This is a genomic window from Achromobacter sp. SIMBA_011 (assembly GCF_046535435.1).
Taxonomy (GTDB): Bacteria; Pseudomonadota; Gammaproteobacteria; order Burkholderiales; family Burkholderiaceae_B; genus Achromobacter; species Achromobacter dolens.
The window spans coordinates 1-228 of sequence record NZ_JAWRWN010001371.1; the positions used below are offsets into that span (position 1 = coordinate 1).

The 228-nt window shown below is 63.2% G+C and carries 1 protein-coding gene; it reads left to right on the plus strand.

What is annotated here, in order from left to right; genetic code table 11:
* The coding region (locus tag SB816_RS35545) for an NAD-binding protein (RefSeq protein WP_410548688.1) at positions 1-228 on the plus strand (228 nt) is incomplete at both ends.

A 228-nucleotide genomic window follows, 5' to 3' on the forward strand; every position in this document is an offset into this window, starting at 1 on the left:
CGATGCCCTGTATGAGGTGATCACCCACAGCGCGGGCAACTCCTGGATGTTCGAGAACCGCGTTCCGCATATCCTCAAGGCCGACTACACACCGCTGTCCGCGGTGGACATCTTCGTCAAGGACCTTGGGCTGGTGCTGGATACCGCCCGGGCCAGCAAATTCCCGCTGCCGTTGTCGGCCACCGCGCACCAGATGTTCATGCAGGCCTCCAGCGCCGGTTTTGGCCG